The sequence below is a fragment of the Leptospira yasudae genome, assembly GCF_003545925.1.
Classification (GTDB): Bacteria; Spirochaetota; Leptospiria; order Leptospirales; family Leptospiraceae; genus Leptospira; species Leptospira yasudae.
The window spans coordinates 166,038-187,902 of record NZ_QHCU01000002.1 but is presented as its reverse complement, the minus strand read 5'-3'; the positions used below and the strand labels follow the sequence as shown (position 1 = coordinate 187,902).

Below are 21,865 nucleotides of genomic sequence, written 5' to 3'. Positions count from 1 at the left end.
TAACAGGTCCGAAGAAACGTTATGAGTTATCCTGTAAAATACGGCCATTACAATCTGATACCGGATTCTCTTCCCAGCGAAAGCGAATTTACGCTCCGACTTCGGCCAATGGATTTACGCGTCCAATGGAAACGTTGTTCTCTCACTGCGGATTACGTTTCCAACTACTGCTCTTTTCAGGAAACGCTGGATCCGGATTCTTCCAATACCATTTCGATCGTGTTAAACGAACTCATCGAAAACGCTGCGAAATTTTCCAAAGATCGGAAGGGGGAAATTTTTTTAGATCTGAAGTATTATTCCGAAATCATAAAGATAGAAATTAAAAACTCCACAGACGAAGCTTCCAAAAATAAACTCGAAAAATCCATCTCCGCATTGATCAGCCGAAACTCGGACGAACTCTATCTCAACAAGTTGAAAGACGGGGAAGGAAACGAGCCGAATTCCGGAATCGGCCTTTTACTTCTTTCGAAAGACTTTCCGGTACGACTCGGTTTTTTGATCAGCGAAATTTCGTACGGAACCTACGAAGTCATCGTCCGCGCTTATCTCGACTTAAACGAAGTTGAAAGAACCAGATTGAAATCCATCAATGCTTGAAACGGAATTATCCGTTACTCAAGGCTTGTTTTGATTTCCGATCTAAGCTTTTTAAGATTTTCCAAAAATTTAATCTGCCAATATCGATCCTTATTTCCTTTGATCTCGACATTGTTGATATTCTTCTTATCGTAAGCGGCCACGAATCGGGATAAACTCGCGATCCCGGCGCTGTTTAAAAAGTCCAAATTCTTAATATCGATCACCGCTTTTCCTCGACCGGAATCGTCGAGCATGGTCTCGATTTGACTAATGATGGGGTCGTATTCTTCGACATTGAGGAGACGAAGCGTTCCGGAGATTCTGATTCTTCCGCGATTTTTTTCCGTTTCAACGGAATAATCTTCTTTTGAAATTTCCATTCTAACCACTGCGCCTAAAAAAGAACGTTATCCTTTTAACAAGATCATATCCCAACTCTTGAAAAAGTAGGAAGGCATTTCTTATATTTTTAAAAAAAAGACAAATCTTTCAGGATCTTTCCACCGCGCAAGCCTTCACTGAAAGAACAGCTTTTCACAAAGTTTTCTTATCTTTTCCGTATTCCAAATCACTCTTTTCGGAAACGGAAGGATTCTTCCTTTTTCATTCTTTTTTAGACTTTCATTTTGTTTTACTTCCGCATTTCTAAGATTATGTCGTTTCCCGAAATCAGGCTCTCTATTCTCCATCATTAGTACTTTCGGATTTAGAGGAGTCGATCTTCAGAAGCGGAGAATAAAAAAAGAAAATTCGGGGACTAAATTCTTTTCCGTTTTTTCGGTCCGTATCTTCGGCGTTCAACGCGCAAACCGCATTTTTTAGAACTTGCGATATGAAAACTCTTGCAACATCGCTCCCCTGAGAAGACTATATGAGATTGTGGGAATTTTACCCATTCATATAAATATACCTGGAAAGAAGCTCTATGCCTGAGTTTGATTCGATTGATCTTATGAATTACGCCGTCTACGGGAACGAACACGATCCCGAATGGGCAGATATACGAAATTATATTAAGTCCAGCGCTTCCGCTCAAAGAGAATTGGAAGAATTAAGACGCTCCGTTCCGCAGAATGTTAAAAAGAGAAGAGATCCGTCGCGTCCGCAGGACCTCGGTAGAGAAAGATCTTACGATTCCGATTCTTCTTCCGATTCGAGAAACGCAAATTCTCCGGAAGAAAAAAAGAAATGGTGGTCTATTTTTACGGGGGAGTAAAATAGCCGGCCTCGTCGCAACGATTCGAGGGAGTAGATCATGGAAAAGGAAGCTCAAACATATCTCAGACTGAAACAGTTTGTGGCTCCTTTCTTGGGTTTTGCCGTAAACATCAACGCGTATGGAACGGAGCACATCACCCAGGAAGGCAAGCTAATCCTTGTTAGCAATCATAGATCCGATATGGATCCGTTCATTCTTTCCTACACTTTCCCGAGATATATTTCCTGGATCGCGGCCGATTATACGTTTCGAATCCCGATTTTTAAGGACTTAGCCAAGTTAGCCGGGGGAATTCCGATGGCGATCGACGGAAAGATTTCCATGGCGAGCATCAAGATGGTGCAGCAGGTTTTTAAAAGGGAAGGCGTTCTAGGAATTTTTCCGGAAGGCCACGACTACATGGTCAAAAACGATTTCTCCGGTCCGATGGTGAAATTTCACGAAGGATTTGCGGCCTTCTCGATTCGGAACAAAGTCGATATTCTTCCTTCCGTGATCGTCCCGATCGAAGAAAGTTATTCCGATATTCCGATTCCTTCCTTAGTTCGTTCTTTTATGGGAATGCCGAAAGAAGTCTGCGATATCAAACGCAGATCGATCTACAAAAAGGTCCGCGTTCTTTACGGACCTAAAATCGATCACAGACCGTATTTGGAAGGGAAGCTCGAAGACAATCTGAAAAAACTTTCGGATGAAGTTCGAGTTAGAATGGAAAATCTTCAGAAAACCGAAGTCGCTTAAGAAACATTCGAAGTTTAGAAGTTTCTAAACTTCGATATTACCGTTTCTACTTTATACCTCGATCTCTCCCGAAAAAATCTCTCTCGCAGGTCCGGTCATTAAAACGCTTCCGGATTCCTGCCATTGAATTCTCAGAGTTCCGCCCCTTAGATCGATCCGAACGTCTTTCCCGGATCTTCCGGTTAGATTTCCGGCGACCATCACGGCGCAAGCTCCGGTTCCGCAAGCGAGTGTTTCTCCCGCCCCTCTTTCCCAGGTTCTTTGATAAAGATGATCCTTACCGCGTAGGCTTACGAATTCCACGTTGACTCGTTTTGGAAAAATGGAATGATGTTCGATCAAAGATCCGATTTCTCTTACGGGAAACTGATCGCTGTCGTCGACAAAGATCACGCAGTGAGGATTCCCCATACTAACGGCGGTAAATTTCAAACTCCTGCCTGCGACTTCCAAAACCTGATCGATGATCGTATCTTCGTTCTTCCAGATCACAGGCACCTTAGAAGGAACCAAGATCGGTTTCCCCATATCGACGCTGACAAGATCCACCTTGTTTCCTGATCCGACTTTTAGATCGACTTCTAAGATTCCCGCTCCTGTTTCGATCTTAGGATTTTTAGAATTCGTTAAACCGTGATCGTAGATGTATTTTGCAACGCAGCGGATTCCGTTTCCGCACATCTCGGAAGAGCTGCCGTCCGAGTTGTACATATCCATCATAAAATCGCCTTGTTTAGAATTACGGATGAAAATCACCCCGTCGCTTCCGATTCCGAAATTGCGATCGGATATTTTTTGAATTTGTTCCGGCGTAAGGCGAATGTCGGTTTGAGTGGAATCGATATAAACGTAATCGTTTCCGATCCCTTCCATTTTTGTGAATTTGAGCGAGGCCACGGGAACTCCTAAGATAAATTGAATTCTATCTTTTCTTAGACTGTTCCGGGGGAAATTCAAAAACGGGAAAACGCAGCGTACTTTTTTCTGGCTTTTCCGGCTTCACCCGGAGACATTGAAAATCCGGCGACTCGCCTGGGGGCTTTTTTGAATCAAACCTGTTATCTCTGTTCAAGCACGCAACATTCCACGGTTTTTGTGGAGAATGGAATCGATATCGTCCGCTGTTCCAATTGCGGCCACGTCTTTTCGACGTATGAACAGGAAGAACACTACGAAGGATATTGGGACGATGATTCTTCGTATGATCTCGGTTGGTGGGACAACGCTCACAGGGAAATTTATCAGGACTTTATCGGAGAATTCTTAACCGCGCCTTCCGGTAAAATTTTAGACGTGGGTTGCGGACTCGGATTTTTTGTGAAACGAATCGGAGATCAAAAACCGGGTTGGGAAGCGACCGGTTATGAAATTTCCGAAAAAGCGGTTCAATTTGCGAGAACGAAAAACGGGTTGAAAAACGTTTTTCCCGGAATCGTTCAAAACTCCGGAATCGCAAAAGGATCTCTGGACATCATCACTCTTTGGGACGTGATCGAACATATTCCCAAACCTCATAGTTTATTAGAATATTTGCATTCTCTTTTAAAACCGGGCGGAATTCTTTTTTTACAGACTCCGAACTTTCCCGTTCAACTTTTTAAAGCGAAATTGAAAGTTATGCTCAAAGGAATGAAACCGGACGGACATTACCTCGAAGCGAAAGATCATATCAACGACTACACCGAAAAAACGATGAAGATGCTCGCAAAACAAACCGGATTCGTGGATTGTAAATTCACGATTTTAAAACCGATCGCTTCGGTTTCGGGAAGTCAGGGCGGAAATCTAGGATCTCTTTTTAAGAAAGTGTATTATTATGCGACCAAGATTCTTTGGTTATTCACATTCAAAACTTTGAATTTGAATAACACCTTATTCGCGGTTTTAAAGAAATAACTTCAGCGCGGTTCTGAGATCGCTCGCTTCGCGGTAAGAAGATTCCCGCTCGTTTCCATCGACGGTGAATACGGTCGTTTTCTCTTCGATAAACGGTTTCGTCTTAGAAAACACGGACTGAACTCGAATCGCGGGAATTCCGTAACGGAGCGCTCCTTGCACATCGTCCTTTAAGGAATCTCCGATCATCGCGGCGGCCTTTTCTCCGAACACAAGGCGATATGCCATCGTGAAAAATTCTTCGGAGGGTTTTTCTTTTCCGACTTCTTCCGAACTCAAAATCGCGTACGGAAACGTTTTCGGAAACAAAAGGCCGAACTTGATCAATTGCGTTCTGAGATTTTCGTTCGTGCAAAAAAGAAGTTTGTGTTTTTCCGCAATCGTTTCGAGAAGAACGAAGGTTTCCTTGTATTCCTTTTGGAATCTCTTCTTACGGACTTGAATCCCTTCTTGAAAGAATTTGAAGTAATCCTTTTCCATCCGAAGAATCCATTTCGGATCCAGGGTTCCGTGTTTGGACAGAGACATTTTTTTGAAATAAATCAAACGAAGACGATTGGAGGGAGAATCTTTGAGTTCGACTTTCGCTTCTTTTCTGGCGGCTTCGTAAAACTCGGAAAATTCTTTTACCGAGGAGAATCCGTATTCTTTTGCGTTTCGCATAAGTCGTTTTATCGTATCTTCGTAGATTCCGATCGAATCCAAAAACGTATTATCGAAGTCCAGAAAAAGAGCCATTCCTTGCAAAAGAATCTTTCCGATTTCAAACGCAATTCTTTTACTCCATTTTTCCTTGCACGAATTCCAATTCCCTTCATTCTTCTCAACAACGATGCAAGAAGAAGATTCCAAATCCATTTCTAGAAAATCCTTTCTCACCGTTTTGGGTCTTTGTATTTCCGCGCTCGCGGGCGGAGCTTGGTTCCTAAAATTCAGACATAGAATCATGGGAACGATCGTGGGTCCGAACGGAAATGTCGCGCATCGAATTCGAAACAACAAGGATGCCGTCCCTTCTTCGAACATCCATCTCGCAACTTCCGAAAAAACGAAGGTGTTGATTTTAGGCGGAGGAATCGCCGGGCTCAGCGCGGGTTATTATCTTCACAAAGCGGGCTTTAACGATTTCAAAATTCTCGAGTTGGAAAACGAAAGCGGAGGAAACTCAAGATCGGGAACGAATCGAATCGGATCTTATCCTTGGGGCGCGCATTATCTTCCTCAACCCGGAGAGGAAGCGGTTCTTGTCCGAAAATTCTTGGAAGAGAATCGAATTATGATCGGCAAAGACAAACAAGGAAAACCGATCTATAACGAGCGATATCTTTGTTTCGATCCGGAAGAAAGAATTTTCCATCAAGGAAGATGGAACGAAGGTCTTTTTCCAAGCGGTTCTCCCGACTCATCCGCCGCCAACGAAGAGAGGAAATTCAAAAAGTTCATTCAAGGCTGGAGATCCAAAATCGGAAGAGACGGAAAAAAGGCGTTTTCGATTCCGATCGATCTTTCATCGCGAGATCCCGAAATCCTTAAGTTGGATACGATTCATTTTTTTGAATATATCAAGGAACAAGGATTTCAAACGAAAGAATTGTTCTGGTTTCTGGATTATTCCGTTCGAGATGATTTCGGCGGTTCGATGGAAACGGTTTCGGCATGGATCGGTCTGCATTATTTTTGTTCCCGACCCGTAGACGCAAACGGAGAAGATCTTACGCTTCTAACCTGGCCGGAAGGGAACGGGTTTTTAACGGAGAAGTTACGAGCTCCGATTCGATCGAAGATTCAAACCGAAACTCTGGTTGAAAAGGTGATACCGAACTTTTCGAAAGAAGCGAATTTGGCGGTTCAGACATATTCACCCGTAAGCGGGGAACAAAAACTTCTCCTTTGCGATTCGATCGTGTATGCGCTGCCTTCCTTCACACGAAAATATATTCTCGGAGAGAAAACGGGCATCGCCGAAGGACTTACGTATTCCCCTTGGCTGGTCGCCAATCTAAGCGTAGACAAAATTCCAACGGGAAAAGGAATTCCTCCGTGTTGGGACAACGTCATCTATCAAAGTCCTTCTTTAGGATACATAGTATCCACGCATCAAGATTTACGCGCGGGAAGGGAAGAATCCGTTTTAACGTATTACCAGGCCTTCGGAGCCGCGGACACGCTCGCGACCCGAAAAAAAATGATGCGGACCTCTTGGTCCGATTGGAAAGAATCGATTCTCTTCGATTTAAAAAAAGCGCACCCGGATATCGAAAAGAGAATTCAAAACATCGATATCATGACTTATGCACACGCAATGATTCGTCCGGTTCCGGGCTTGATCTGGGGCGGAAGAAGGGAAAAACTTTCCATCTCGTATTCAAATCTTCACTTTGCACATTCGGATCTGAGCGGAATTTCCATCTTTGAAGAAGCTCTCGTCAGAGGACACGATGCCGCCCATAAAGTTCTCGGAGAACAAAAGCTGTGAATCCGAGAGGATGGATTTTTAAACCGTCTTTAGACCTCGCGTTTATTCTTCTTCCGGGAATCGCGTCGGTCGCACTCTTATTCATATTCAAAATCTGGAATATTCTTCCTTCCGAAGTCGATCCGTGGATTTGGTTTTGCACGGTTCTATTGATCGACGTGGCCCATGTTTATTCGACTTTGTTTCGCTCCTATTTCAACGAAGAAGAATGGAAGGAAAAGAAAACTCTTCTGATAACGGTTCCGATCGTATGTTTTTTGTTTTCCGTGTTTCTGTATTCGTTCGGAATGATTTGGTTTTGGAGAGTGATGAGTTATATCGCGGTCTTCCACTTTATACGGCAGCAGTTCGGGTTCATGGCTCTTTATCGGAAAAAAACGGATTCGAAACAAATCCCGTTTTGGATCGATAAGGGTACGATCTATTTAATGGGCGGAATTCCGATCGTATACTGGCACCTAACGGATCAAAAGCGGGAATTCTCCTGGTTTATGGACGGAGACTTTCTGATCTATCCTCTGCCGAACGTCGCGGATGCTTTGCTTTGGTTTCAGTTTGTTTGGCTCTGTATTTATCTTCTCGTCCATGGATTTCTTTTTATAAAGGAACGTTCGTTTCCATCCGGGAAGATTCTTCTTGTTTTGAACACATGGATCGTATGGTATTTCGGGATCGTTGATTTCAATTCCGACTTTTCTTTTACGGTTACGAACGTAATCAATCACGGAGTTCCGTATTTATTCTTACTTTTCTATTACACGGCGCGGAATCCTTCCGAAATCAAATTGGAAATTTTCAGAACGGGGCATTGGATTAAGATTCTTGTATGTTTTGTGTGCGTTCTGTTCGTATTTGCGTTCGTCGAGGAATGGACTTGGGACAGTTTTATATGGAAAGACCATTCTCAGATTTTTAAGAATTCGAGTTTCTATTCTTTCGAGCTTCCCGAAATCGTTTCGGCGCTTTTAGTTTCCTTACTTTTTCTACCTCAATTTACCCATTACGTTTTGGATGCGTATCTTTGGAAGATCGGAAAGCCCAATCCGAGATTGTTTCACTTTTTTGAGATTCCGGACAAGAGCTGATAGACGCCTTGTTTTGAATTTCCAACACATTCGGAATGGGTTTTCGTTTTTAAATAGACAATCCAGGTTTTCCTTCCATAATGACGAAAAAGTTAAACAGGAATTGATCCATGATTATCGTTGAAGGAATCGACTATTTCTTAATACCTGCGGAGAACCCGGAAGCCTCTGCCAAGTTTTATTCTGATATATTCGATTTCGAATCGGTGGATGAAAAGTCCGGCGAATACGTCGTTATGGGACTCGATTCGATCAATATCAGACTTCAGAAAATTTCCGGTTTCAAAAATTCCCTCGGCGAAAACAAAATTCCGGTGCTAAGTTTTGTTTTGGATGTGGATGATTTTACCGAAGCAATCGCGGAACTCGAAGAGAATAAAATCTCCATCGTTCGCGGACCGGAAACCAATAGCGGCGGAGAATTCTTACACTTCCTAGATCCAGCAGGAAACGTTTTAGAAATCAGTTATAAAGATTGATTTTAACCGAAACAATCTCCGTACACAAAAAAGCCTCTCTTTGAGAGGCTTTTTTATTCTTTAAAGTTCTGAATCATTCTCCTCCGATTCAGCCTACCTTATCGATAAATGTACCCTTAACCTTGTAGAAATCCCCGTTTTGACCGGCCTCAACTGCAAAGGCTCTTTTGTCCGAAACGTTAGCCTGTTTATTTTCATAAGGCTCGACGTGAATCATCCCCTCTTCTTTTGGGATTTTTCTTGTATCTTTGACTCCTTTTTCCGGAAGCCCAAGCTGAACGGAGGAAACTACCTTCATGATACAACTCCTAGTCGAACTCTAACAGATTTACCTAAAAAAACCAAACATTTTTTATTGAAATCCGATCTTACAACTTCCCTTTCCCGTCGTTATGAAATATTGAACGGCATAATTGTCCGCAAAATTGATCGTAGGGTTGTATACCGGAGCCGCGAGCGTTCCTACGTCGACGGTTGTACAACTGGTCGTAAAATATTTCACGGCGACTAAGTTATCACATTCAAAGGTAAGAATCGTCCCGCCAGTTTCTCGGAGATTGGATCGGAACGCTTTTGTGGAATAATCATCCGTAAATTTAATGGTTTGTGAATCGGGATAATTCACCGCAGTTTCATCGCCGTAGATATTCGAGTAGGCTTTGTAACAATCCACGTAAAACCGTCTCGCCGAACAATTGTATCCGTCGGTTCCGTACACCGTATCACAGAATCCGTCCGTTTTGGCGACGGTCAAAAATCCGGCCGTGGTTCCCGACGGAACGGTGGTAATGATTTCCGTCGTAGTCACGGAAAAGATCGTGCCGGAAAGCCCGTTGAATTTTATGAGCGTCTCAGCGGAGCTCGGAGCAAAATTTCTCCCCGTGATCGTAATCTGTGTCCCCGTATAAGAAACCCCATCTGTCTGGGGAGGAGATCCGGACGGGGGATCGATCGAAGTAATCACGGGACTTCCCAAGCCGAGTCCGGTAAATAAATCGTTGTTGGAATCGCTTTCTTTACATTGAAAGAAAAAGGATAGGAACAGAATTGTTAGGAAAATTTTTCTCGATTTATGTAACATAACCTTACTTGGCTTGAAAAATTTACGACGGGCATCTAGTTTATCGGAACAAAAAGGTTTCGGCAAGAATTATTCTGCCTAGAAAATGGTGCATTGAAATGAGCGAATCCAGCACAGTAATTTATTCCACCGAACAAGAAATCGCGGTTCTTCTTTTGAACAGACCCGAAAAAAGAAACGCAATCAGTAAAGAACTTCTTTCCACTCTTCATCAATCGATTTTAAAAGCGAAAAACGAAAAAACGGTTCGCGCTTTGGTTCTGGGAGGAATCGGACCTTCCTTTTGCGCAGGAGCGGACCTCAAGGAACGAGCGACGATGGCTCCCAAAGAAGTGACTCGCTTTTTAGAAGATCTCAAAAATTGTTTTTTGGAACTGGAAAATTTTCCTTATCCCACAGTAGCGGCTCTTGACGGAGACGCGTTCGGCGGCGGTCTTGAACTTGCGTTGTGTTGCGATTTCATTCTTCTCAAAAACGATATTCGAATCGGACTTACGGAAACCCGTTTGGGAATTATTCCGGGTGGAGGAGGGACGCAAAGACTTCCTCGCAGAATCGGAATCTCCAGAGCAAAGGAAATGATCTTTACGGGTAAAACGATCGACGCAGAAACCGCGTTGAACTACGGACTAGCAAATTCGATCTGGCACGACTCTTCTTTACCGGCAGCGAAAATGTTAGCGGAAGAAATCGCATCCCATTCGGCCCCTATCGCTCTTCAGCTTGCAAAGAAAGCAATCGCTGAAGGTTATGGTCAGGATATACGAACGGCTCTCAAAACCGAAAAAAAATACTACGACGAAACCTTAAAGACGGAAGATCGGTTGGAAGCTTTGAAAGCGTTTCAGGAAAAACGGAAACCGATTTTTAAAGGAAAATAAATGATTCTTACAGGAAAAGAAATTCAAAAACGAATCGGTCAAGATATCGTAATCACTCCCTATTCCGAAAAACAACTCAATCCGAATTCTTACAATCTAAGACTCCACGAAGAACTTTTGATTTATACGGAACTTCCGTTGGATATGAAAAAACCGAATCCCTCGGAAAAGCTCATTATCCCCGAAACCGGTCTTCTTTTAAAACCCGGAGTATTGTATCTGGGAAGAACCTTGGAATTTACGGAGACGCATAACTTAGTACCGATGCTCGAAGGAAGGTCTTCGATCGGAAGATTGGGAATGCTCGTTCACGTTACGGCGGGATTCGGAGACGTGGGATTCAAAGGATTTTGGACTTTGGAAATTTCCGTCATTCAACCTCTCATCGTTTATCCGGGTGTGGAAGTTTGTCAGATTTTTTATCACACGCTTGAAGGACAAATAACGGAATACACATCAGGCAAATATCAAGCGAACCAGGGTATCCAGCCTTCGATGTTATATAAAGACTTCGAGAAATAGAATTCTTTCTTTTTTGTTGACTTTCTTCGCATTCTCTCGAGAATTTTGACCTCAAAACACTTTTTGGAGTATGGAATGATGAAGTTTAAAACGGTCGCAATTTTTCTTGCGTTCGCATTTATTTCCGCGCCTGCGTTTGCCGGAGAAGACGATGCAATTCTTGGAAAATGGTGGAACAAAGAAAAAGACGCACAAGTAGACTTACACAAATGCGGAGCGAAAATTTGCGGAAAAATCGTATGGTTGAAAGAGCCCCTTTATCCTGCGGGAAGCACCGAGGGAACTCCGGGGACTCCAAAATTGGACATTCATAATAAGGACGAAAGTCTTCGCACACGCCCTACTTTGGGACTTGTGTTCCTTACCGGCTTCTCCTATGAAGGTGAACAAGTTTGGACCGGCGGAAGAGTTTACGATCCGAAAGGCGGTAAAACATACGACGGAAGACTTACTTTAAGAAACGCGGATACTCTGGATCTCAAAGGCGGATACAAAGTCGGCTTCATGATGATCGGAAAAGAATCCACTTGGACTAGAGTAAAATAATTCGGTCTATTCTCGCCAATCAGAGGAAATAAAAAAGATCCTTTGTTGCAAAACTGAAAATTAGAATCTCTCCGATCAATACAAACGGAGAGATTCTAATTCCTCAAACGTGATTTTCAATCTTCTTTAAAATCTTCTTCGCGTTTTCGTTCTGTGGATCCAAATCCAAAGCTTTTATCGCAAACTCTTTCGCGGTAGTGTAATCCTGTTGCATCCGATATAAATCGGAAAGATTGACCAAGTTGTTCGCGTTATCCGGCTGTTTGGCGATCACTCTTTCGGAAGCAGAAATCGCTTCGGGAAGTCTTCCCAATTTCTTATTCGCTACGGAAAGATAATACCAATACTCGCTCAATTCCGGATCGAGCTCGAGATACTTTCCTAATATCTCGACTGCCTTGACGTAATCCTTATCCTTAAAACTCAAAAGGCCGAGTAATTTTATAACCTTAGAATCTTCCGGTGTTTTCGAATAAAGATCCGCAAGTTCGTCGATCGCCTCTTTTACGTTTCCATCCTTATACAGCTGACGCGCGTGGGAATACGAAATGCTCCAATCGTTCGGCTCTTCGTTTAAGGATGCCGCAATCGAATGATCCGCATCGAGGGACGATCCTCGCGTTTGTTCCGTTTTAAGAATTCCGAATTCGATTCTTAAGAGTGAAAGGTCGTCCGTGATTTCCCCGTTTTTGTAAATCAGATGCTCTATTTTGTCGAGATCTCCTTTACCTAACTCAACCGTTTTGAGAAAGAGAGTCTCGTCTTCGTTGATCGATCGAGTGTCCTTATCGGGAGTAAGATCCAAATCGTCCTTTCCGTCCGAACCGACGATCAATACATCCCCCTTCCGCAAAGTCGTATTAAAAACTTTGAAAGGATACTCCGATTCTAATCCGATCTTACGCAGCGTTAAGGAAGAATCCAAAAACGTAGCGCGTCCGTCACGATACAGAACGGTAAATGGATGTTCCGCGTTGAAATAAAAACATTTTCCCGATTCTTCTTCGATGAGAAAGAACGACCCGGAAATCACCATACTCCCGTTAAACGACTTAAAGACCGCGTTTACTTCTTCGTAAGTTTCGGTTAACCATTGTTCCGGAGACATGTCAAGAATTCGATTGTCAGCCGCGGATCGGGCCAAAATCGAATTGATAACGACCCCCATTACAAGAGAACCTCCCGCTCCCTGCATGGACTTACCCATCGCATCCCCGTTCATCGCAAAGACGTATCGTTTAAAATCGGAAGGAGTTCCTAAACGGAGATTTCCGGTAACGCAGATATCCCCACCGAGATCGGCGCGCTTTCCCTTAAACTCGAACTGCTTTTTTTGTCTCAGAAGAAACTGAGTGGAGATGCGCGAAGACTTGCTCGCGTTGTAGTTCAGAGGTTTTGCAAGAAGGGATGTTAAGAAATAATCCCCGTCTTGTTGAATCTTCAGTTTTTGGAATTCGTCGATTTTTTCGGATAATTCCTCCGTTCTTAAACGGACTTTGGTCGCGAGGTGTTCCGCGTAATCCTGGAGTTCTTTTCTCGCGTCTCGAATCGAGGAAACCATGTTGTTAAACGAATCCGCTAAAAATCCGATCTCGTCTTTAACGCGGATCGGCACCTGAACTTCCAGACTTCCGTCGTTTACCTTTTCCACGCCGCTCAGCAAATCGTTCAGAGGCGAAACGAGACTTCCTCTAAAGAACAACGGAAAGAGAAGAATGATCACTACGATCACGACGCCCAACACGATGATTTGTTTCAACGCGGTCGGGTGCATAAATTCGCGGTAAGCCCTATAGGAAAAACCGACTTCGTTCACCGTATCGTTTTCGCGATCGTATTTGATAAAGCCGATATAATGCTGGCTATGGTTGTCCACATCCTTCTTACGATAGTATCTCGTAAGAGAAGGTACGAACGGACGGAAGTAATTCAAAACTTCTTCCTTTAACTTTGCGGGAGTTACGGCTTTGCCGTCCCATTTACAGAAGTTCCATCGATATTCCAAGGAGATGCGGAACATCTTCACTTCTTTTGCGCCGTCCAGATAACTTCTCCCTTTCGCGCAGAAATCCTCCGCAAAAATATTATCGAGTTTGTTAGAAGCAACGAATACGTGAAGACCGAGTCTTGATAGTTCCTTGCCCAACGCGGTTTTCAAAGCCGCGTCTTCCAACTCGGGATGATCTTTTAGAAAGTTGATTATGGAATACTTATATCCTCCGAAATTCTCATGGGAATGATCCACGAGTTTCATTAAGGATTCGCGAAATCCTTGGGGTTGGAGACCGAATATCTCCTCGTATAAAAGCGTGTTCTTGAAATCGATCTCAAGCTGTTCTTGATCGGGATGGATCTTCGGATCGTATTTATCGCGATCGAACGTATTCTTATTTTTATTCCATCGGATTACGTACGAAATTCCTTCTTCGATCGCACCTCCTTCCAACGCTCTTTCCATATGAATCTGACTCAGAGTGTCGTACTCTGATTCTTTGTCCTGGTTGGAGATGTAGACGAGCGCTTGCATGATGATGAGAACCGTAACGAAAGTGATTCCTACGATTTTCAACATGAACGAAGTTTTTTCTACGGAAAAGTTCAGATATAAGATAAGAATGATAAAGAAAGCCGCCATAAACAAAAGAACGATCGAGGTAAGATAAATCGATCTTTCGATATAACCGTCTCGGCTCAAAAGGTTGGCGACGACCGGAACGGTTCCGCCGATCAGAAAGGACATCATAAACCCGAAGATGATCCATCTCGTTTTACCTTTGAGCAACGTCATTCTCCAGATAGGAATCGCGACGAAGTTGATGAACACATACGTAAAGATGATGATCGCAATCGTGCGACTTACGTTTTCCGCGTTAAAATCCCAATGATGCGCCGTGAAGTGATATTTAACCGAAGCGTTCCAGGTGGAAAAACAGAAGTAGCCTACGGACAAAGCGGCGACGACCCACAACACGATCGTTGTGACGAAGTTGAATCTCGGAAAATCATTTTCAGGATAACGTGCGACGAACTGTCCGATATGGAGAATCGCCGGAAGAATTAAGCCCGCCGTAATCCATCGGTGATACGCTGCAAACGGATGATAAAGAACCGCGGCAAAAACATAACCGAACTGAAAAACACCGAGCAAAAACGCGCCAAGCGCGAGATGTTTAGTGCTCGATACTTTCTTATCGATAAAAAGAAAAACCCCGGAAATAAGGATGGCTGTTAAAAACGATAACAAACTTCCAAACGAATAATAATTGAGAAGTATATTGTCCCAAATGGATCCTGTTTCGCCCATAGTCTTACAAACCTTTTCTTTTAAAAAATCTCTCGGCGATTCAATTCGAACCGATTTCTATTTTTTCCGAACAGACGTTACTCTATTGGTATGAAGCTTCTTTTCAATGATAAAATAGGATTAGTTCGATTTAACGGAATGATCCGTCGGCTTTCTGCGAGCGTTTCGAGAAAGAAGGGAAAATTAAATGGAACAAGCGTTCGTTTTCAAGGGAGTTGCACGAAAGCGCCCAGGATCGATTCTTTTTGGAAGGTTTTCCAAGTATAAACTTCGTATGGTCCGCGCGTTACCCACCCTCGAAGCAGGCTGGACCAATTTTTGTCCCGGATCGACTTTAGGATCAAGATCACTTCTCCCGTTGTTTTGGGGGAATTCTCGAACACTAATTTTTTGACAAAATCCCGGTAACCGGTCGGACCCAATTCCTTATAAAGAATATATTGAATCTTCAGGGCCTTATTGTAAAAGGTCGGGGTCGCAGCCGGATTTTTTTCTCGAAAGTCGGGGTCCAACGGGAAATCCTTTCCGCCTTGCAGCCCTTCTTCCGAACTCCATTCTTCCGCAATCGAGATTAACTCGTCTTTGGTAAGATTGATCTTCTTTTCTTTATAAAGAACGAAAGGTAAAAAGGAAACCAAACCCTCGCTCAACCAAGGAATGTTCGAAAAATAAAAATGGCCGAGTTCGTGAAAGAGCAAAGCGGGGTAACCGGCGGGTGAAAGATCGGGTTCCATAAAAATCCCGCGAGAAGGTCCTAAATCGCCGGAGATGTTGTTGTAACCCCCGACCCGGGTTCCGTTTAATACGACCTGATCCTGAACGACCAAAAGCACCTTATATTTTTCGGACGCCCTTTGTCCTTCGAACACGGAAGCGCTCGCTTCGTGAAAGGAAATTCCCGAATACGATTCAAGCGCCCGAAAAAGATCGCCGGTCTTTCGATAGGCAAACTCGTTCCATTCCTTATCCCGGGAAGAATTTCGAATTTCCAAAACGAGTTCCCCGCGGTTCAGAGGAATTCTCCGAACCCACGCGGCAGCGCTTTTATCCGAATAGATACTGAACGAGAAAAGAAGTAAAAACCCGATTAAGAACTTACGCACGATCTCTTTCGATGAGTTTGAGAAGTCTTTCCCCGTTTTGATTGCCCGGATCAAGATGCATCAGCTTTCGAGCTACTTCTTCCGCGAGATCGAATTGATCCGTAAGTCGATAAATATCGGAAAGATTAACGAGGTTGGAAAGATTCTCCGGTTGAATATCTCTCAGTTTCAAGCTCGCTTGCAACGCCTGTTCGTATTTTCCGACTTTCTTGTTTGCGATCGACAAATAGAACCAATACTCGTGAAGTCCCGGATCGGTTTTCAGATAATTGCTTAAAACTTCGATCGCGGTCGTATAATCTTTTCCTTTAAAACTCAAAAGACCGAGAAGTTTGTTTATCTTTTGATTTGCGGTATCGTGCGTATAACCGGTCTTGAGAAGTTCCAAAGCTTGTTCCACTTTACCGGCTTTGTAAAGTTGTTTCGCGTCTTCGTAGATCACGTCCGGATTGAGAGCGACTTCGATACGATCTCCGCCGGTGAACATTTCATCCAGTTCGTCTTTTTTCTTTTCTACTTGGAATTCGATCTTCAATAAGGAAAGGTCGTCCGTCAATTCTCCGTATTTTCGGATTTCGGTTTCGATGTCTTCGAGGACGCCTTTTGCTTTTTCCACATTTCTTAAGAATAAGTTTTCATCTTCGTTGATCGTTCTTACTGTTTCTTCTGGAGTTAAATCGATATCGTCGCGACCGTCCGATCCGAGAATCAGTATGTCCCCTTTTTTGAGTTCGAAATTCTTCACTTCAAAATCGAATTCGGAATCCAATCCGAGTTTTCTCAGTTGTAAGCCTTCTTCCAAAAAGCTCGCTTTTCCGTCGCGATAGAGGACGCTAAACGGGTGTTCGGCGTTGAAATAAAAACATTTTCCGGTTTCCTCTTCGATCAGGAACACCACCGCTGAAATCACCATACTTCCGTTAAACGACTTGAATACGGAATGAATCTCTTGGTAAACTTCGCTCAGCCATTCGGCGGGTGTTTTGTTAAGAATCCTATTGTTTGCCGCGGAACGCGCCATGATGGAGTTCATTACGACTCCCATAACGAGAGCCCCGCCTGCGCCCTGCATGGATTTACCCATCGCGTCCCCGTTCATCGCCATCGTATAACGCTTATAACTTTCTTGGGTTCCTAAACGGAGATTTCCGGTCACACAAATATCCCCGCCAAGATCGGAATGTTTTCCGCGAAACTCGAATTGTTTCTTCTGCTTTAACGTGAATTCGGTGTGAACGAGCTTCGATTTGTTCGCGTTGTAAAAAAGCGGCTTTGCCAAAAGGGAAGTAAGGAAGTAATCCCCGTCCTGCTGAACCTTCAGCCTTTGGACCTCTTCCATTTTCTCCTGAACTTCCTGAGTTCTTTCCTTTACCTTTTCTTCTAGGTTTTCGGCGTAATCTTGAAGTTCTCTTCTTGCCTGTTTGATCGAAGAAACCATCGAGTTGAACGAATCGGCCAAAAATCCGATTTCGTCGCGGACCTTCACGGGAACCTCCACATCCAGATCCCCTTTGTTTACCTTTTCCACCCCGGATAACAAATTGTTCAACGGATCGACGAGACTGCTTTTAAAGAATAACGGAAATAAGACGAGTACGACAAAAATCACCGCGAACAAAATGATCGTCTGCTTCACCGAGGTCGGGTGCATGAATTCGCGATATTTTTTATAAGAGAATCCAAGTTCGACAACCTGCTTCTTTGAAGGGATGTATTTCATAAACGCGACGTGGTGTCCGAGTCCATCAACGCTTCTTCTATAGTGCCTGGTTTCTGCGGGTTTGAACAAACTGAAGTATTTTAAGAATTCCGCTTTCAATTCCTTACCGGAAACTTGTTTTCCCTTCCAAGAACATCCTTCTAAGTTTTTCAGAATTCCGTTCTTAAAGGATTCCAGATCCTTATTTTTTTCGAGATAGGATTTTCCTTGTTCGCAGAAAGAATCCGGATTGATTCCCTGAAGTTTGTTCGTATTAACAAAGGCGTCTTTGTTTAATTTTTCTGCATACTTTAGAAGCGCCTTTTTTAGATCCTTAGAACTTAAGGAAGAATTCTCCTTAACGAACTTATAGATCGCATCCTTATAACCGGCAAAGTATTCGGGCGAAGCGTCGAGAATCGCTTTAAGATTTTCTCGAAAATTGTCCTCTTTGAGAGCCGCAATTTCCTCATAGATCAAAGTATTCTGAAGATCCACTTTTACGAGTGTAAGATCCAAACCGTATTTTGAATTGTAATCGGTCGTGATCAATTCTCCCGTTTTTTCATCGTATCGAAGCGTGTATTCGACTTCGTTATTAACCTTACCGTTCTCCAAGACGCGTTCGCTGTTGACGATATGAAGACTATCGTATTCCGATTCCTTATCCTGGTTGGAAATAAATACGAGAGACTGCATGATCAAACAGATCGTGAACAAAGTGATTCCCACGATCTTAACCATGAAGGTCGTTCTTTCCGTACTGTTGTTGATGAAAACGATGACGACGACCGAAAACGCGGCGATAAAGAAGATGACGTTCGAGGTCATGTAAGTGGATCGCTCCATCAAACCGTCTCGACTCAAAACGTTAGCGATATTCGGATAAAAAGCCGCAATCATAAACCCGATCGCGAATAGGAAGATGGCGAATCTCTTTTTTTCCTTATCGGTGATGATCCTCCAAGCGGGGACGATGATAAATGCAATGACGCAGTAAAACGCGATCATGAAGGCAAGATATTTACTGGAGATCAGCGCGTTGAAGTCCCAGTGATGCGCGGTGAAGTGATAAATCTTCTCCGAGATGTAGGTCATGTAGATAAAGATACAGGCAACGATGAATCCGAGTATGTGCTGAAAGATCATCATCCAGAAACCGAACTTCTTATTCGCGTTGCTCGGATATCGTATAAAAAACTGAGTAAAGTGAGTCACCGCAGGAAGGATCAAACATCCCGTCAACCATCTATGATATGCCGCGATCGGATGATAATAAAACGCGGCCATAAAATATCCGATCTCGAAAAGACCGAACACGAAAAAGGCGATTCCGAGATGATACGTCGCGACCGTCTTTCTTTTTAAGCTAATAAAAAAAACGGCGAGGAAGAAGGTGGTAATCGTTACTAAAAGACTGCCAAAAGAATAATAGTTGAACAGAATCAAATCTGATCTCAGAAAATCTAATCCCATAATCTCCAGGTCCGTCTTTCTAATTCTTTATATCGTTCGAAAAAGCACGGCATCGTTCAAAAAATCTTGAAAACGGTTTCAATAATTCATACCAAAACTAAAAATCAATAGAAAAAATAAGGAATCAAAAGAGTTTTCCAATATGCCGGTTTTTGAGAAACTAAATTCCCTCAATCGAAAGATTCTTGGGCTCCTGAAAGAAAAACTCTGGTTAAAAATCCTAGTTGGGATGTTTGCCGGAATCGTAACCGGTATCCTCTTAGGAACTGATTTATCCTTAGTCGAAAGGGATGTCGCTCAACTTACGACTGCGTGGCTTGTTATACCGGGACTCATCTTCATCAGTCTTTTACAGATGATCATGATTCCTTTGATCTTCTCTTCTATTATTCTCGGAATTTGTTCGGCTGAAAACATCGAGAACGTTAAAAAACTCGGAATTAGAACCTTAATTTATTTCGTTCTGACAACTTTCATTGCGGTCGCCATCGGAATCGCACTGGCGCTTTGGTTGGAGCCGGGAAAATCAACGATTCAAATTAAGAGTGCTCTGACCTCGAAAGTTCCTTCACCTACGGATATACCGGCCCTAGACAAATACCCGGAATTATTCATGTCCTTTTTTCCGAAGAATCCGTTTCTATCGATTACTCAGGGAGAAATGTTAAACGTCATCGTCTTTTCCATTCTCATCGGAATCGCCATCCTTTCCGTTTCGAAAGAACTTTCGAAACCGATCTTGGAACTTTTGAACTCGGTTTTTCAGATCAGCATGAAAATCGTCAACTGGGCGATGACTCTAACTCCGTTTGCGGTTTTCGGATTAATGGCAAAAGCGATTTCTTCGATCGGTGCGGAACTTTTGATTACGCTCGGCGTTTATATGAGCACGGTTCTTCTCGGACTTCTATGTGTGATCGGCGTTTACTCGATCATTCTCATCTTCGTGGCGAGAAGAAACCCGATCGAATTCTTTTCCAAAATCGCAGGATTGCAGCTTCTCGCGTTTTCCACTTCGAGTTCCGCCGCAGTAATGCCGGTCTCGATCCGAACCGCGACTGAAAATTTAAAGGTCAAAAAGAACATCGCCGAATTCATCATACCGGTCGGAGCGACGATCAACATGGATGGGACAGCCCTTTATCAAGCGGTGGCGACGATCTTTTTAGCTCAATATTATGGAATCGATTTGGCCCCCACGCAATTGGTCTTTCTTTTGTTTGCAACGGTCGGCGCGTCGATCGGAACACCGAGTACGCCCGGAATCGGAATCGTAATCTTAGCCACCATCCTTGCAGGGTTGGGAATTCCGACCGAAGGAATCGGGATCATCCTAGGCGTGGATCGTTTTCTGGATATGTGCAGAACTACGATCAACGTCACCGGCGATATTACGGCGTCTTGCGTTATGGACAGGCTGAGCTGATTGAAATCCAGATTTTATCGACTTACATTTTACAACATCCTTGCGAATATCACCGTTCCTCTTACCGGTTTAGCGGACACAGCTATATTAGGAAATCTTGATACTCATATCTTTATGGCCGGAGCCGCGCTTTCGGGGATCCTGTTTGATTTTATCTTTTGGATGTTCGGTTTTTTGAGAATGGGAACCACCGGTTTAACGGCGCAAGCAGCCGGAGAAAAGAATGAAAAAGAATCGCTTTTTATTCTCGTGCGCTCGATCGTATTGGCTTGTTTTTTCGGGGCCTTGATCCTTTTGTTTTCTCCTTGGATACGGGAATTCGGATTTCGAATTTTAGAAGGAAGTCCGAACGTAAAGGAGGCCGGTCTTTCGTATTTCGATTCGAGAATTCCGGGTTCGATCGCCGTACTTTGCAATTACGTTTTTACCGGGTGGTTTTTAGGAAGAGAAAAGAGTTCTTATATTCTGATCGCTACCATCATCGGAAACGGAATCAATGTTGCGCTCGACGTTTGGTTTATTTTGTTTTTAGGCTGGGAAGCATACGGAGCGGGACTCGCTACGAGCATCAGTCAATTCGGTATGTTGGCCGTATTTATCGTTTTATTTCTGAGAGAATTGAGAATTCTCCCGAATTTAAGAATCGCTTTGTTACGCGACAAACATCTCTTGTCCATGCACGGCTTTTTTTCCTTGCTCCATCTCAACAAAGACATTTTTTTACGAACCTTGTTTCTGATTCTTACGTTTAGTTTGTTCCGTAATTTCAGCTCGGAAGCAGGAACCGAAATTTTAGCGGCTAATACGATTCTTCTTCAGTTGATTTTAGTAAGCGCGTATTTGGTGGACGGAGCCGCATTTGCGACCGAAAGCCTCGCCGGAAATATCTACGGAGAAAAGAATTGGAAATCGTTGAAGGAACTTTTGGTTCTCGCGCTTTATAATAGTATTCTGTTTACTTCGATCTTTCTCGCGGTTCTTTTTATATTTCCGAATTTTACGTTCGGCTTGATCACCAAAAGCGAATCGGTCCGAGTTTTGTTAAACGAATACCGAATTTGGTTGTTGCCCGTTTTGGAAATCGGAGCGATCGCTTTTATTCTAGACGGTTTTTTTATCGGACTTACGCAAGGGAGAATTCTCCGCAATTCCATGTTGATCAGCACGGCCTTATTTTTTTTTCCGGCGGCGTATCTCGGGAAAATCCAGAAGGACAATCATCTTCTTTGGCTTTCCCTCGTTTTGTTGATGATCGGTCGAACCGTAACCCTTTCCTTACAAGCGAGAAAGTTTTTTCAAAGAGTGGGAGATCCTACAAATTAAGTCTCTTCGATGAGATTTTGGAC

General features: G+C 43.3%; 20 protein-coding genes. 12 read left to right on the top strand and 8 right to left on the bottom strand.

Translation table 11 applies throughout. The features are described from left to right. Nucleotides 1-21 precede the first annotated feature (21 nt). Entirely contained in the window at nt 22-603 is a 582-nt protein-coding gene (locus DLM76_RS06025; protein WP_118954437.1) for a slr1658 superfamily regulator, read from the top strand. Between the two features lie 14 nt (nt 604-617). On the opposite strand, the gene DLM76_RS06020 is transcribed toward DLM76_RS06025, so the two are convergent. Beyond that, nucleotides 618-965 carry a slr1659 superfamily regulator gene (locus DLM76_RS06020; RefSeq protein ID WP_118954438.1) on the bottom strand — a complete coding sequence of 116 codons (348 nt, stop codon included), beginning with the start codon at nt 963-965 and terminating at the stop codon, nt 618-620. A 545-nt stretch (nt 966-1,510) separates the two neighbouring features. Between DLM76_RS06020 and DLM76_RS06010 the strand changes: the two genes are divergently transcribed. Together DLM76_RS06010 and DLM76_RS06005 are read left to right on the top strand one after the other, a co-directional pair. Continuing rightward, a complete protein-coding gene (locus DLM76_RS06010; protein WP_118964671.1) occupies nt 1,511-1,801 on the top strand; it encodes a hypothetical protein in 291 nt (96 codons plus the stop codon). A gap of 39 nt (nt 1,802-1,840) precedes the next feature. After that, entirely contained in the window at nt 1,841-2,545 is a 705-nt protein-coding gene (locus DLM76_RS06005; protein ID WP_118954440.1) for a lysophospholipid acyltransferase family protein, read from the top strand. Nucleotides 2,546-2,596: 51 nt separating this feature from the next. Here the strand turns inward: DLM76_RS06005 and dapF are convergent, their stop codons facing one another. After that, a complete protein-coding gene (dapF, locus tag DLM76_RS06000; RefSeq protein ID WP_118964944.1) occupies nt 2,597-3,442 on the bottom strand; it encodes a diaminopimelate epimerase in 846 nt (281 codons plus the stop codon). Between the two features lie 147 nt (nt 3,443-3,589). Between dapF and DLM76_RS05995 the strand changes: the two genes are divergently transcribed. Next, nucleotides 3,590-4,441, top strand: a complete 852-nt coding sequence (locus tag DLM76_RS05995; RefSeq protein WP_118964670.1) for a class I SAM-dependent methyltransferase — start codon at nt 3,590-3,592, stop codon at nt 4,439-4,441. On the opposite strand, the gene DLM76_RS05990 is transcribed toward DLM76_RS05995, so the two are convergent. Continuing rightward, nucleotides 4,430-5,179, bottom strand: coding sequence for an HAD family hydrolase (locus DLM76_RS05990; protein ID WP_118964669.1), 750 nt, complete (start codon nt 5,177-5,179; stop codon nt 4,430-4,432). The genes DLM76_RS05995 and DLM76_RS05990 overlap by 12 nt on opposite strands. A gap of 94 nt (nt 5,180-5,273) precedes the next feature. Here DLM76_RS05990 and DLM76_RS05985 point away from each other — a divergent pair, with 94 nt between their 5' ends. The 3 genes from DLM76_RS05985 (at nt 5,274) to DLM76_RS05975 (ending at nt 8,481) form a co-directional block, all read left to right on the top strand. Then, nucleotides 5,274-6,917: an NAD(P)-binding protein gene (locus DLM76_RS05985; protein ID WP_118964668.1), complete on the top strand. Its 1,644-nt coding sequence runs from the start codon at nt 5,274-5,276 to the stop codon at nt 6,915-6,917. Further along, on the top strand, nt 6,914-8,002 hold the full coding sequence (locus DLM76_RS05980; RefSeq protein WP_118964667.1) for a hypothetical protein: 1,089 nt from the start codon (nt 6,914-6,916) through the stop codon (nt 8,000-8,002). The genes DLM76_RS05985 and DLM76_RS05980 overlap by 4 nt, the downstream gene beginning before the upstream one ends. A 110-nt stretch (nt 8,003-8,112) precedes the next feature. After that, the gene (locus DLM76_RS05975) at nt 8,113-8,481 is read left to right on the top strand and encodes a VOC family protein (protein ID WP_118954445.1); all 369 of its coding nucleotides are present in this window, start codon (nt 8,113-8,115) and stop codon (nt 8,479-8,481) included. Nucleotides 8,482-8,569: 88 nt separating this feature from the next. Here DLM76_RS05975 and DLM76_RS05970 read toward each other — a convergent pair whose 3' ends face one another. Together DLM76_RS05970 and DLM76_RS05965 are read right to left on the bottom strand one after the other, a co-directional pair. After that, on the bottom strand, nt 8,570-8,779 hold the full coding sequence (locus DLM76_RS05970) for a hypothetical protein (RefSeq protein ID WP_118954446.1): 210 nt from the start codon (nt 8,777-8,779) through the stop codon (nt 8,570-8,572). Between the two features lie 54 nt (nt 8,780-8,833). Beyond that, nucleotides 8,834-9,562, bottom strand: coding sequence for an LIC10067 family putative lipoprotein (locus tag DLM76_RS05965; RefSeq protein WP_425528924.1), 729 nt, complete (start codon nt 9,560-9,562; stop codon nt 8,834-8,836). A 98-nt stretch (nt 9,563-9,660) separates the two neighbouring features. Here DLM76_RS05965 and DLM76_RS05960 point away from each other — a divergent pair, with 98 nt between their 5' ends. The 3 genes from DLM76_RS05960 to DLM76_RS05950 all read left to right on the top strand — a co-directional run bounded on the left by DLM76_RS05960 (nt 9,661) and on the right by DLM76_RS05950 (nt 11,511). Continuing rightward, nucleotides 9,661-10,443 carry an enoyl-CoA hydratase-related protein gene (locus tag DLM76_RS05960; RefSeq protein ID WP_118964666.1) on the top strand — a complete coding sequence of 261 codons (783 nt, stop codon included), beginning with the start codon at nt 9,661-9,663 and terminating at the stop codon, nt 10,441-10,443. Then, the gene (gene dcd / locus DLM76_RS05955) at nt 10,444-10,965 is read left to right on the top strand and encodes a dCTP deaminase (protein WP_118964665.1); all 522 of its coding nucleotides are present in this window, start codon (nt 10,444-10,446) and stop codon (nt 10,963-10,965) included. Between the two features lie 75 nt (nt 10,966-11,040). Next, nucleotides 11,041-11,511 (top strand): DUF2147 domain-containing protein, encoded by a 471-nt coding sequence (locus DLM76_RS05950; RefSeq protein WP_118954450.1) that lies wholly within the window; start codon nt 11,041-11,043, stop codon nt 11,509-11,511. A 103-nt stretch (nt 11,512-11,614) separates the two neighbouring features. On the opposite strand, the gene DLM76_RS05945 is transcribed toward DLM76_RS05950, so the two are convergent. The 3 genes from DLM76_RS05945 to DLM76_RS05935 all read right to left on the bottom strand — a co-directional run bounded on the left by DLM76_RS05945 (nt 11,615) and on the right by DLM76_RS05935 (nt 19,093). Beyond that, on the bottom strand, nt 11,615-14,815 hold the full coding sequence (locus tag DLM76_RS05945) for a SpoIIE family protein phosphatase (RefSeq protein ID WP_118954451.1): 3,201 nt from the start codon (nt 14,813-14,815) through the stop codon (nt 11,615-11,617). A gap of 206 nt (nt 14,816-15,021) precedes the next feature. Next, a complete protein-coding gene (locus DLM76_RS05940) occupies nt 15,022-15,918 on the bottom strand; it encodes a gluzincin family metallopeptidase (RefSeq protein WP_118954452.1) in 897 nt (298 codons plus the stop codon). Beyond that, on the bottom strand, nt 15,911-19,093 hold the full coding sequence (locus DLM76_RS05935) for a SpoIIE family protein phosphatase (protein ID WP_118954453.1): 3,183 nt from the start codon (nt 19,091-19,093) through the stop codon (nt 15,911-15,913). Before DLM76_RS05935 ends, DLM76_RS05940 begins: the two co-directional genes overlap by 8 nt. 142 nt (nt 19,094-19,235) lie before the next feature. Between DLM76_RS05935 and DLM76_RS05930 the strand changes: the two genes are divergently transcribed. Further along, entirely contained in the window at nt 19,236-20,519 is a 1,284-nt protein-coding gene (locus tag DLM76_RS05930) for a dicarboxylate/amino acid:cation symporter (protein ID WP_118964664.1), read from the top strand. Next, nucleotides 20,520-21,842, top strand: coding sequence for an MATE family efflux transporter (locus DLM76_RS05925; RefSeq protein ID WP_118964663.1), 1,323 nt, complete (start codon nt 20,520-20,522; stop codon nt 21,840-21,842). Nucleotides 21,843-21,865 lie beyond the last annotated feature (23 nt).

Bases quoted from the DNA above. Each gene is read 5' to 3' on its own strand.
- DLM76_RS06025 (WP_118954437.1), top strand. From the start codon at position 22: ATGAGTTATCCTGTAAAATACGGCCATTACAATCTGATACCGGATTCT.
- DLM76_RS06020 (WP_118954438.1), bottom strand. From the start codon at position 965: ATGGAAATTTCAAAAGAAGATTATTCCGTTGAAACGGAAAAAAATCGC.
- DLM76_RS06010 (WP_118964671.1), top strand. From the start codon at position 1,511: ATGCCTGAGTTTGATTCGATTGATCTTATGAATTACGCCGTCTACGGG.
- DLM76_RS06005 (WP_118954440.1), top strand. From the start codon at position 1,841: ATGGAAAAGGAAGCTCAAACATATCTCAGACTGAAACAGTTTGTGGCT.
- DLM76_RS05990 (WP_118964669.1), bottom strand. From the start codon at position 5,179: ATGGCTCTTTTTCTGGACTTCGATAATACGTTTTTGGATTCGATCGGA.
- DLM76_RS05985 (WP_118964668.1), top strand. From the start codon at position 5,274: ATGCAAGAAGAAGATTCCAAATCCATTTCTAGAAAATCCTTTCTCACC.
- DLM76_RS05975 (WP_118954445.1), top strand. From the start codon at position 8,113: ATGATTATCGTTGAAGGAATCGACTATTTCTTAATACCTGCGGAGAAC.
- DLM76_RS05970 (WP_118954446.1), bottom strand. From the start codon at position 8,779: ATGAAGGTAGTTTCCTCCGTTCAGCTTGGGCTTCCGGAAAAAGGAGTC.
- DLM76_RS05965 (WP_425528924.1), bottom strand. From the start codon at position 9,562: ATGTTACATAAATCGAGAAAAATTTTCCTAACAATTCTGTTCCTATCC.
- DLM76_RS05960 (WP_118964666.1), top strand. From the start codon at position 9,661: ATGAGCGAATCCAGCACAGTAATTTATTCCACCGAACAAGAAATCGCG.
- dcd (WP_118964665.1), top strand. From the start codon at position 10,444: ATGATTCTTACAGGAAAAGAAATTCAAAAACGAATCGGTCAAGATATC.
- DLM76_RS05950 (WP_118954450.1), top strand. From the start codon at position 11,041: ATGATGAAGTTTAAAACGGTCGCAATTTTTCTTGCGTTCGCATTTATT.
- DLM76_RS05945 (WP_118954451.1), bottom strand. From the start codon at position 14,815: ATGGGCGAAACAGGATCCATTTGGGACAATATACTTCTCAATTATTAT.
- DLM76_RS05935 (WP_118954453.1), bottom strand. From the start codon at position 19,093: ATGGGATTAGATTTTCTGAGATCAGATTTGATTCTGTTCAACTATTAT.
- DLM76_RS05930 (WP_118964664.1), top strand. From the start codon at position 19,236: ATGCCGGTTTTTGAGAAACTAAATTCCCTCAATCGAAAGATTCTTGGG.